Source organism: Runella defluvii (assembly GCF_014195535.1).
Taxonomy (GTDB): Bacteria; Bacteroidota; Bacteroidia; order Cytophagales; family Spirosomataceae; genus Runella; species Runella defluvii.
Map to the genome: position 1 here is coordinate 247,148 of NZ_JACIBY010000004.1, position 12,384 is coordinate 259,531.

Consider the following 12,384-nt stretch of genomic DNA (forward strand, 5'->3'; position numbering starts at 1 on the left):
TCTTTTGGTTGCTGTTATATAGCTTCATCGTGAGTGCTTTGTTTAACAGTACTTACTCTACTCTATTATGTTGTTTCTTTACAAGCCCTATTTAAGGCTTCGCATTCATGCGTGCCTTGTTGCTCGTCGCTCTTCAAGAAATTTGAGTATTGGATGGATGTTGTCCGTACTTATAAGCTCACTTCCTTTTTTCGCGACTGCGCAAAATCCACTTTCCAGTGTGGGGAAGTTTAATATTTTTACCCAAGGGAATGCTACATTGACAACCAACGAAAGTGAAGGCCCCGTCGCTATCGGGGGCAACTTGACCGTGGGAGGTAATTACCAAATAACGACGGTCAATGTGGGTGACTTGAAGGTAGGGAATATACCAATTGGGCTTGTAGTAGGTGGTGGAGTGACGCTGACTTCTGGGCAGTTGCAAATGAATACCCAAGGATACGTTAAAATAGGGAATTGTACTGGTTTAACGGTTTGGTATAAAGATAATAACGACGCTTTTTCGCCAATACGTATCACCAAAAATACGGAAGGGTATGCTTCGCCAAGTAGCTGGATTCAAATTAATACGCAAGCGGACGGCTGGGCTGGATATGCCCAACCTAACCAAGTAAGCAGTACCAACAACCCCGTTTGTGAAACTACTTCTATCAATTTTGCATCTGCGTTTACTACGCTAAAGGCCAATTCCTCGTCGCTTGCGCAATGCCAAGGGACGAATGTCGTAACGGAGAATGCTAATGGGGATGTTTTGACGAGTATTTCGGGACAAAACCTATACTTAGATTTGCCTGCAAGTCCGATTGCTGGCAAGCCCCGTATTTGGAATGTATCGGGAGCGGATTTGAACGCCATCAATGAACTGAATTTACGCTTTACGCCTACGGCAAGTGAACCCCTCGTTATTAATGTATCGACGGGTACTTCCTTTACTTGGAATGTGAAAAACCAAAATGTGGGCGCGGCGATGAAGTATATTATTTGGAACTTCCCTAGCGCAACAACGCTCAATATCGAAGGAAACGCAACCATTGAAGGGAGTATTCTAGCGCCTAATGCCGCTGTGGTGAAAACGGCCAACCAATCAAATATTCAGGGACAATTGGTGGGGCAGTCTTTTGTGCATTCGGGAGGCGAAATGCACCATTACCCCTTTGAGGGAAATGTTGACTGCGGAGTTGTGACTTGTGTAAAGCCCAACGCAGGAAAAGATACAACAATTTGTGTGACGTCAATTCAGTTGAAAACACCAGCTTCGGACGAAGTTTGGGCGTTTCTTTCTTCAAATAATAACACTGCCGCCACCATTTTTACCACGGGCTTGGCTACTGGTTTGACGGTTTCGGGGCAATATAGATTTGTCCTTAGAAGACAATCTGACGCCAACTGTAGCGATACCATCGTTGTGACCAAATCGAGCTTTTTGTTGCCAACCATTACCGATAAGTCGATTTGCCCAGGAGAAAACCTGACTTTTGGTTACCAAGGGCTGTCGAATGTCAGTTACTTATGGAGCACGGGCGCAACCTCAGCCACGATTACCGTAAGCCCTACCCAAACCACCGATTACCGTGTGGCAGTTACATCTTCATCAACGGGCTGTGTATTTAGAGATACGATTCAAGTGGCGGTTTCGCCCAAACCAAATGCGGGACAAGACATCACTGTTTGTGAAACTACGGCCAAGGTAGTGGCGGCAGGTACGGGTGAAACATGGTCGTTTTTGTCTTTCAACGACCCTAATAATAGTTCAAACACCGACGTCGCGACCATTGACGCACAGGGTAATATCGCAAGTTTGGATAAAAGAGGTTTCTATCGGTTTGTATTGACCAACAGCAGTGGTTGTACAGATACCATACGAGTTCAAAAAACGACGGTCGTTGTGCCCGAAATCCAGCTGAATCCAATTTGTCCAGGCACTCAATTGACTTTTGGATATACCGATAGTACAAATTTCTCTTACGCTTGGAATACGGGGGTAACCACTGCGCGCATTACGGTACAGCCTTTGGTGACAACCGATTATTACGTCACTGTCACGTCGTTGCAGACCCAATGTACAGGCAAAGATACAATCACCGTCACGGTGCTTCCTGCGCCAAAACTTACTTTGGTGTCGTCGGTTTGTTCGTCCGATACGTCAAAATATACGACCACTGTTACCGTTGACAATGGGGCAGTCGTTACGTCAAACGCAGGTTTTGTCAGCGGAAGTGGCACGACCTTCACTGTCACAGTTGGAAGCGATACAACACAATACACCATCACGGCAACCCTAAACGGATGTCGGACTCGTCTCACGGTAAATAAACCCATTTGTAGTGCTAACTGCCCACCGATAGCAGCCCCTGTCGCATCCAGCGTAGCAATTTGTGTAGGCACAACAGCTACTTTAACAGCGTCCAATTGTGCGACGGGTACCGTGCCAAAATGGTACGATTCGGCGGCACTAACGACGGAGGTTGGCAGTGGGGTTAGCTTCACAACGCCTGTTTTGACACAGGCCCGCAATTATTACGTTGCTTGTGTTAGTTCAACAGCGTCCACTTGTAAAAGCACAGGAGTACAGGTTGGGGTAACAATGAAACCTTACCCTACTTTCAGTGGCGTTATTGCCAATTGTGCCGCGGGTAATTCAATATACTCAATTACCATTACTTCTACGGGTACTGTGACGGTAAGCTCACCGTCAGGAACTACCATCACGGGAACAGGAACTTATACCATTTCAAACGTAACCGCAGGGCAGAATCTGGTCTTGACTTCTACGTTGAATGGCTGTACAAAAGATACGACTATCATTGCTCCTAACTGTGCTTGTATTCCAACGACTCCGACGGCATTGGCGGCAAACGTGGGAATTTGTGAAGGAGTGGCTATTCCTACCCCGACTTTTACCGCATTGGTAGGTGCAAATACGACAGTAGATTGGTATAGTGCAGCCACTGGAGGAACGCTTTTAGCTTCTAATACGCTCACATTCAGTGTTACAGCGGTTGGTACTTATTATATGCAGGCCAAAAGCACAGCCTCAGGTTGTAACAATGAAGTAAACGGAGTACGCATTCCAGTGACGTTGGCCATTAGTCCTAAACCGACGTTTACGGTGCAAGCGAAAAACCCTATTTGCCAAGGTGGGACTGCTTTGAATAATGGAAGTGTGGCACTTACGTCGGCTACAGTGGGTCAGTTCTTTGCTTTTAATACCACAGGAGCAGGAACCCTACCAACGGCAGCGTCGGAAGGTACTGAAATCAGCAGCTTACCCACGACTATTGCCCAAAATATTGCCAATACAACTGCCTCAACTACCTATTATGTGCGGGTATTTAGCAACGAAGGTTGTTACAAAGACACCTCGGTGGTGGTAAATCCTACCCCATGCGTGGGCAACTGCCCAACCATTACGGCGGTTGATGCTACCGATACACTTTGCTCGGGCTATTATGGTGAGGGTATAACAGTTCAGGTTTCAGATACCTCTAAAGTAGTGCGTTTTGTTTACTTTGCTTCTCAGCAAACGGGTACAAGCATGTATTCGGGCGGAACACTTATTCAAGAAGTAAAACCACAAGGTTCGTTGGTAAGTGCGCCAAATGGTCTTCCTGGCCTACAATTGCCCGCCAATAACGGTACAGCTCCAATCAAATACTATGTCTATGCCATTTTGAGTACACCGCCAACGAATGTGCCAAATTGCCTGCCGTTTGCCGAAAAAGTATATACAATCCTGCCGTTGCCCAAGTTTGAGCTGGATTCGATTCCTGCTTGTACGGGAGATACGACTTACACGGTTACGCTCAAGATTCCGAGCCAAGGTACCTACACTGTCACAGTGGCTACTGGTGTAGCAAGCATCGGAAATGGCCCAATTCCAGTAGGAATTACCCAGACGCTTACAGGCGTTGCGGGTGGAGGTCAAATGACCAGTTTGCAATTAAAAACAACGGGTGGTAACATCATTTTTGTACAAGATGCCAATGGATGTGCAGCGGCGGCGGTAGCGCCTTCGCCATCATTTAAGCCATGCGAAGGGGCATACGACCTTGCGCTTAGTAAATCTATTGATAAAAAAGTGGCACGAATAGGGGATAACCTTACTTACACCATAAAGGTATGGAACGAGGGGCAGTCAACGGCTACCAATGTTTCGGTCAAAGATAGCCTAAACGCAGGTGTTGAGTACGTCACTTATGCCTCTGCTACTGGAAATTATGACTTTAACAGCAAAACATGGACAATTGGCTCAATCGCGCCAGGAGATACGGCGGTGCTTTTATTGGTTGTCAAAGTAGTGGCACAAGGCGTGTGGTTTAATACCGCTGAGATATGTACCATGACTGAAAAAGACAAAGATTCAACACCCTGCAATGGCAATACAGAAGAAGATGATATTGACAGTGAGTGTTTTACGGTGCCATTGGAGGTTTGTCTAGGTGATGCGATTCAAGCATCTATTCCTGAAAAATACAAAAATGTACAATGGTTTAAAGATGGTGGACAAACGCCCGTGGCTACTGGAAATGCTATTCTTATCACAGAACCAGGTACTTATACCTTTACGGCCTCGTCAAATGCCTGCCCTGCCGATGGGTGTTGTCCCATCATTGTTGAAGCCAGCAACAACTGCTGTCCTGCTGATTTGTGCGTGCCATTCACGATTAAACAAACCAAAAAAGGCGGTGTGCCCATCAAAAAGTAATAAATCTACTGCTCTATAATACATCTAAATTTTACGCCCCATGACTTCGTTTACAAGCAAATTTCGAGTCAAACCTAGGCAGATTTTCTCCACCCTGTTAAGCTCCAAGACCGTGTCTTGGTGGGTAGGAGTGTTGATGCTAGTTGTTGCTCATGCAGCCCTAGCCACCGATGTCGGTGGTCGTATTTACTGCGATAAAAGCGGTAATAATGCCTATAATGATGGTGAGGGATTGACAAGTATCCCCGTACGGGTTGTCAATAGCTCTACTGGTGCCTTACTTGGTACAGCAACTACCAATTCATTGGGAAGTTATAATGTGGCTTCTATAGCCAATGGTACACCTGTCCGTATCGAATTTACGTATGCAGGCGTAAATTATACCAGAACAGGAACTTCGCCAACCTCCAGTCTTAACGCACAATTAACATGTACGGTAAACTGTAATTGCCCCAATAACGTACTTACCAATCCAAGTTTTGAAGGAGGCGTATCGGGTTGGAGTTTCAGTGGTGGAAATTTTTACAGTGGTACGGGTTACCAAGTGTGTGGCAACAATAACGCATATTTGGAAGCAACGTCTTCTAGCGCCCGTTTCTTCCAAAATGTTAACATTACGCCAGGAAGCACGGTATCATTGTCTATTTGGGCAGGTACGCACCGTCCAGACTTAGATCACCGCATCAAACTCAAATTTTACAATTCTGCGAATACGCTTTTAAGTAGTACGGAAGTACAGGTTGATAAAGATGTGGACTTTGGGCCAACTCCTTTGACACAGCAGTACTTCTTGAGCGGCACTGCGCCAGCCAATACCTCGTATGTACAAGTAGAGGGTACGGCCAGCGGAGACTATATTAAGGTCGATCTTGCTTGTTTGCAAGTAACGTGCCCAACCGTTACTAACCCGAACCCATCGGCTGCAAGAACAATTTGCCCAGGTACGAGTGTGGCATTTTCTGCCAGTACAACGGCGCGTAGTCCTGTGACTATTGAATGGGTTCGTTTTGATTCAGAAGTAACAAATCCATACACGGCTACAGGAAATGGTAAAACGATTTTAGGCAGTGGTGCTATCAATTCAGGTTCGGCGTCGTTGTCTTCTTCTAATTTCCCTGCTGTAAATGGACAAGTAAAAACATACTATGTGTATGCTTGTTTGAAAGGAGCAACAGCTGCCTGTCAACCTTGGGTAAAATACCAAGTAGATGTGTTGAGACCGACCGTTTCGGCCACTGGTGGCTTGTTGAAGTGTGTGCCATCTACCGTGCAAATTACGGCAGTAGGTAGCCCAACAAGCGGTGTAACCTCTGCCTACGCTTGGACGGGTCCTAACTCTTTTACAAGTGCTTCGGCCAACCCGTCGGTTTCGGCGGCAGGTACTTACACGGTGACGTATTCGGCAACGAAGTCGGGCGTAACTTGTACGGCTACTGATACCGCTATTGTTACAAGTATCGTTTCTACGCCTACCGTAAGTCTTAATACTTTAGAGTTGACTTGTACAAAAACAAGTGGTACACTGACGGCCACTGCGGGGAACTTAGGCGGTGGAACAGCCTCTTACGCTTGGACAGTACCGTCGGGAGTAACTAACCCAGGCAACGTGGCTAGTTTTAACGTAACCACTGCTGGAAACTACTCCGTAACTGTTACTAACTCAAGAAATGGATGTACTGCTTCTACCTCTAAGACAGTAACAGAAGATAAAACCCAGCCAACAGTTTCACTGAACACCGTTACTTTAACTTGTGTAACGACTAGCCAAACCTTGACCGCAACGGTGGGTGGCCTTAACGGCGGAACAGCCTCTTATGCTTGGACAGTACCATCGGGAGTAACTAACCCAGGCAATGTGGCTAGTTTTAACGTGACAACTCCAGGTACGTATTCAGTGACGGTCACAAATTCTAAAAACGGTTGTACAAGAGCGGCAACTACGACAGTCACTGAGGATAAAACGCCCCCAACGGTAAGTTTGAATACAGTTGTGCTTACTTGTGCGTCTGCTAGTCAAACCTTGACAGCAACGGTAGGTGCTTTAAATGGAGGAACAGCCTCGTATGTTTGGACAGTTCCTGCGGGAGTGACCAACCCTGGCAACGTAGCTAGTTTTGCTGTGACAGTAGCAGGTACGTATTCTGTCGTAGTAACAAATTCTAAAAATGGTTGTACAAGAACAGCTTCAACGACAGTGACCGAAGACAAAGCACTGCCAACTGTTTCTTTGAATACCTTTAAACTCACTTGCGCATCGCCAAGTCAAACATTGACCGCTACTGTGGGCAATTTGGGTGGCGGAACAGCCTCGTACGCTTGGACAGTACCTGCAGGTGTGACCAATCCTGGTAACGTAGCAAGTTTTGCCGTGACAGTAATTGGTACGTATTCGGTGGTTGTAACAAACTCAAAAAATGGTTGTACGAGATCAGCCTCAACCACAGTAACCCAAGATAAAACTCAACCTACTGTTAGTTTGAACACCATCAAATTGACGTGCGTAGCACCAAGCCAGACCTTGACTGCCACCGTGAGTGGCCTGAACGGCGGAACTGCTTCGTATGTTTGGACTGTTCCAGCGGGTGTGACTAACCCTGGCAACGTAGCAAGCTTTGCCGTGACCGTGGCAGGTACTTATTCGGTGGTAGTTACAAACTCAGCCAACGGATGTACTAGAAACGTATCAACCACAGTAACCCAAGATAAAACGGTTCCAACCGTACAGGTGAATGGAGGCGAATTGACGTGTTCGACCTTAAACCTAACACTCTCTGCAAATGCTTCATCAAATGTGACCTATGCTTGGACAGGTTTAGGCGTAAATGGCCAAACTACGAAAGACGTGACGGTTTCTGCCTCAGGAGTTTATCAGGTAACTGTTACGCACATCGGAAGTGGATGTACAGCAAGTGACACCGCTATTGTGTCGCAAGACGTTAATCGCCCGATTGTGGTAGCAAATGGTGGAGAAATCAACTGCGTTAAATCGTCAGTGACAATCTTAGCCGAAGCAGCGCCTCCAGGGGTAACTTACTCATGGACGGGGCCTAGCAGCTTTACCTCGACGAATGCTTCTATTACCGTTCAACAAGTAGGTGTTTATACCGTAACTGTCTTAAATCCAGACAACGGCTGTACGGCATCAGATACGGCAGTAGTGAGTGAAAACAAAACCCTTCCAAACGTGGACGCTGGTCAAAACAAAACCTTGACCTGCGAAGTCACTTCGGTAAAATTGGACGGCAGCAGCACAACGCCAGGCGTTACTTATAGCTGGACAGGGCCTGTGGGTGCTACATTTGCGCCAAATGCTTCAAGTCCAACACCAACCGTTACATTGCCAGGTACTTATACCTTGACTGTAACAGGGCCTAATGGATGCGTGGCCACGGATGCGGTAGTGATAGATGAAAACAAAACCAACCCAACGGTTTCGGTGGCAGGTGGGGTGCTCACTTGTATCAAAACAGAACTGACCCTGACGGCGGTGGCGTCTAGCGGGGTAACATACGTATGGAGTGGACATCCATCGGTGAATGGATTAACCACCTCAAGCGTTGTGGTGGATACCATTGGTTCTTATATCGTAACGGTAAAAAATACCATCAACGGTTGTACGGCTTCGGATACCGCGATTGTAACGGAAGATATTACCAAACCAACGGTGGATTTGAACACGATTAAATTGACTTGTGCATCACCAAGCCAAACCTTGACAGCCACTACGACCAATGCAGGTGCAAATCCAACTTATACGTGGACAGTGCCAAGTGGCGTAGCAAGTCCAGGTAATGTAGCGAGCTTTGCCGTAACGAAAGCAGGGTCATATTCAGTTTTGGTTACAAATCCTGTCAATGGCTGTTCGGTTAATGGAAGTACACTCGTGACGCAAGATACGTTAAAACCGACCGCCGCTTTGAACCCACTTACCTTGACGTGCGCAGCGCCTAGTCAGACCTTGACAGCAACTGTGACCAATGCAGGAGCAAATCCAACTTACGCATGGACAGTGCCAAATGGCGTAACCAACCCAGGTAATGTAGCAAGCTTTGCCATAACAAGTGCAGGAACATACGCTGTTGAAGTAACAAGTGCCGCCAACGGCTGTAAAGCATCGGCCACAACAACCGTAGCTGCTGATACGGCCTCGGTAAGAGTTTCACTTAATTCAGTGACACTAACTTGTGCATCACCAAGCAAAACCTTAACTGCCACAGCTACCAACGCAGGTGCAAATCCTACGTATGTTTGGACAGTACCAAGTGGAGCTACAAATCCAGGAAATGTGGCAAGTTTTAGTGTTGTCAATGCTGGAACGTATTCGGTTGAAGTAACAAATAACACAAACGGTTGTAAATCAACGGCATCAACTTCTGTGCTTGCTGACACCGCCAAAGTGATTGTTTCACTCAATACAATTAAGTTGACGTGTACAAATCTAAGCCAAACCTTGACCGCAACTGCTACTAATGCAGGTGCTAATCCTACGTATTCATGGACAGTGCCAAGCGGTGTAACAAACCCTGGCAACGTCAACAACTTTGTCGTTTCTAAAACAGGATTCTATTCGGTTGAAGTTACCAATGCCATCAATGGATGTAAAGGTACGGCCATTACAGGGGTAACAGCAGATACTACCAAAGTAACGGTAGCGCTAAATGACGTAACGCTAACGTGTGCAAGCCCACGCAAAACGTTGAAAGTAACTGCTGATAACGAAGGAACCAACCCAACCTACGTATGGAGTGTGCCAAGTGGTGTAACCAATCCTGGCAATGTGGATAGCTTGGTGGTAAGCCAAGGAGGCGTTTATTCGGTGAGTGTGACCAATAGTGCCAACGGATGTAGCGCTTCGGCGAGCACAACGGTGGTACTTGATACAACAAAAGTATCGGTAACGTTGAACCCAATTACATTGACGTGTAGTGCCCCTTCTCAGACGCTAACGGCTACGGTCGTAAATGCAGGTACATCGCCAACGTACATTTGGGGCGTGCCAGCGGGGGCTACCAACCCTGGTAACAACCCAACGACAGTTGCTTCAGTAGCGGGTCTTTACACAGTAGAAGTAATCAATACCCTCAATGGATGCCGTGGCAATGCAAGTGAAACAGTGTTGAACGATACCAACCGTGTGACTGTAGCGCTTAACCCGTTGAACTTAACTTGTGCTACTCCTACAGGAACGCTGACCGCAACCGTGAAGAACGGCGGAACTACGCCTACCTACACTTGGCAAGTGCCACAAGGGGTGGCTAATCCAGGTAATGTAGCCAGCTTTGTCGTAAGTGTAGCAGGTACTTACTCTGTTGAAGTAACCAACAGAACAAACGGCTGTAAAGGAACAGGAATTACGACCGTAAGTGCTGATACAACCAAGCCACTCCTCGAAGTGTCAGAACGTAGTTGCGCATTGAACCTCGGAACGTACTCAGTGAAGGTAATTTCTAACGGAATTATCACTACAACTCCTCCTTACGCGGTGGTAGATAACGGCGGTGGTTTGTTCACCATTTCGGGTATTCCAGCAGGGCAAAGTGTGTTAGTAACCGCAACAGCTACCAACAGCAATTGTAAAACAACACTCGAAATTGCTGCCCCTGATTGTAACTGTCCTACCGTGAATCCTCCAATTGGCTCTAGCCAGTCATTCTGCGAAGGTGATAGCGCTACAAAATTGACGGTTGTGGTAGGAACTGGCGAAACTGCTGACTGGTATAGCAGCGAAACAGGGGGTACCAAATTGGCCGATGGTACGTTAGAGTTCAAACCTACTGCCGCTGGTACGTATTGGGTAGAAGCTCGTAAAAATGACGGTTCAAACTGTATTAGCTTGCGTATTCCACTTACATTGACTTACTATCCTAACCCGACGGTAGTTGTAAGTGAGCAGCCTAAGTGTAGTGCAGATCGCCAGACTTATAGCTTTACGGTGACATCGAACGGAACGGTTACGGTGGATGCAGGACAGGTAACTAACAATCAAAATGGCACATTCACAGTGTCAGGAGTACCTATCAACAAAGACGCAGTGGTAACGGCCACATCAAGCGATAGTTGTAAGGCGCAGTTGACGGTGAAAGCCCCAGATTGTAGTTGTCCTCCACCAAAATGTATTCCTTACACGGTGACAATTAAGAGAAAGTAAAAGGGTAGAAAAATAGAGCGTAGCGAATGGGCTGGTGTAATTACCAGCCCATTTCGTTTATAATATCGGAAGCAATAAGGCCAGGTTGGGTGCATTTTTGGGCGGCTCGGTCGCCTGCTGCTCCGTGCTGATAAACCCCAAAAATAGCTGCTTGATGGGGAGGAATGCCTTGGGTCAATAACCCCGTGATGATACCTGTAAGCACGTCGCCGCTACCTCCCGTTGCCATGCCAGGGTTGCCCGTTGAATTAAAATAGAGGGTGCCGTTGGGCAATGCCACCGCGGTATGAGCCCCTTTGAGGCAGACAATCACTTGGTGTTGTTGGGCAAATGTTTGTAACAAAGAAAGTTTGTCAAAATCATCTTGCCAAGGACGTCCCAAGAGGCGTTGAAATTCCTTTGGATGTGGTGTTAAAATGGAATTAGGAGGGAGTAATGTGAGTAGCTCTCGGTGTTCACTGAGTAAATTGAGCGCATCGGCGTCAAAAACAGTAGGTTGTGTGAGCTTCGGCAAAAGTTCGCGGAGGAGCTGAAGGGTGAGTGGGTCTTTGCCTAGCCCAGGCCCGATTCCTACGGCGCTATAACCGTCTATGTTGGGTACAGTGGTATTGACCATCCAATGCCAGTCGGGCAAGGCCATTGCTTCGGGCAAACTCGTTTGTAAAATGTCGTAACCACAACGCGGAGTTTGAACCGTCAATAAACCTACTCCTGAGCGTAAGCAGGCTTTGGAAGACAGCACAATGGCGCCTATCTTTCCGTAACTGCCTCCAATGAGCAGTGCGTGCCCAAAAGAGCCTTTGTGGGCGTATTTCTTTCGTCGGTTTGAGATTTTAAAATCGTTAATGAAGGAGGCCGTGCTGAAAAAATAAGGAGTAGCCGTAGCTTCGGCATACGCAGCACTCAGCCCAATGTCCACCACCTGCCATTCTCCTACGTACTCGGCCGACTGCGGCTGCACAAAAGCTAGTTTGGGGCACTGAAACGAAACTGTATAGTCGGGTTTGATAATGATGTCCGATAGCGCGTTGGGGGTATCTGCCAAAAGCCCACTGGCAATGTCCACTGCGATGATGGTGGCCGAGGAATCATTGATTTTTTGAATAACTTCGGCCAAAAATCCTTGTGTAGGACGCGACAACCCTGAGCCTAAAAGGGCATCAATCACCAACGACTGTTGGGCGAAATGGGGAATGTCCGTGCTTTCTGTGATCCAATGAACGGTTGTCATTGGGTGAAGCCGTGCTAGATTCGCTTCAAAATCAGCTGACCCTCCAGCACTGTGCTTAACCACAAAGATGTGGACATTGTAGCATTTTTGGAGTAATAACCGTCCGATAACGAGGCCGTCGCCGCCATTGTTGCCCATTCCACATACGACGTTGATGGTGCAACGGTCGTCAAATCGTTCACAAAACCACTTGACAAAAGCAGTAGAGGCGCGCTCCATCAGCTGGAGCGACGAAATAGGCTCGTGAGCAATGGTGTAAGCATCCCATGCCCGAATTTGGGGAACAGTAAATAGTTTCAT

3 protein-coding genes are annotated in these 12,384 nt (G+C 47.1%); 2 read left to right on the top strand and 1 reads right to left on the bottom strand.

Annotation, left to right across the window (positions count from 1 at the left end; translation table 11 throughout):
- The first annotated feature begins 67 nt into the window (after positions 1-67).
- Positions 68-4,705: a collagen-binding domain-containing protein gene (locus tag FHS57_RS11370; protein WP_183973623.1), complete on the top strand. Its 4,638-nt coding sequence runs from the start codon at positions 68-70 to the stop codon at positions 4,703-4,705.
- Between the two features lie 112 nt (positions 4,706-4,817).
- A complete protein-coding gene (locus FHS57_RS11375; protein WP_183973625.1) occupies positions 4,818-10,853 on the top strand; it encodes a beta strand repeat-containing protein in 6,036 nt (2,011 codons plus the stop codon).
- 40 nt (positions 10,854-10,893) lie between these two features.
- Here FHS57_RS11375 and FHS57_RS11380 read toward each other — a convergent pair whose 3' ends face one another.
- Positions 10,894-12,384, bottom strand: a complete 1,491-nt coding sequence (locus FHS57_RS11380; protein WP_183973626.1) for an NAD(P)H-hydrate dehydratase — start codon at positions 12,382-12,384, stop codon at positions 10,894-10,896.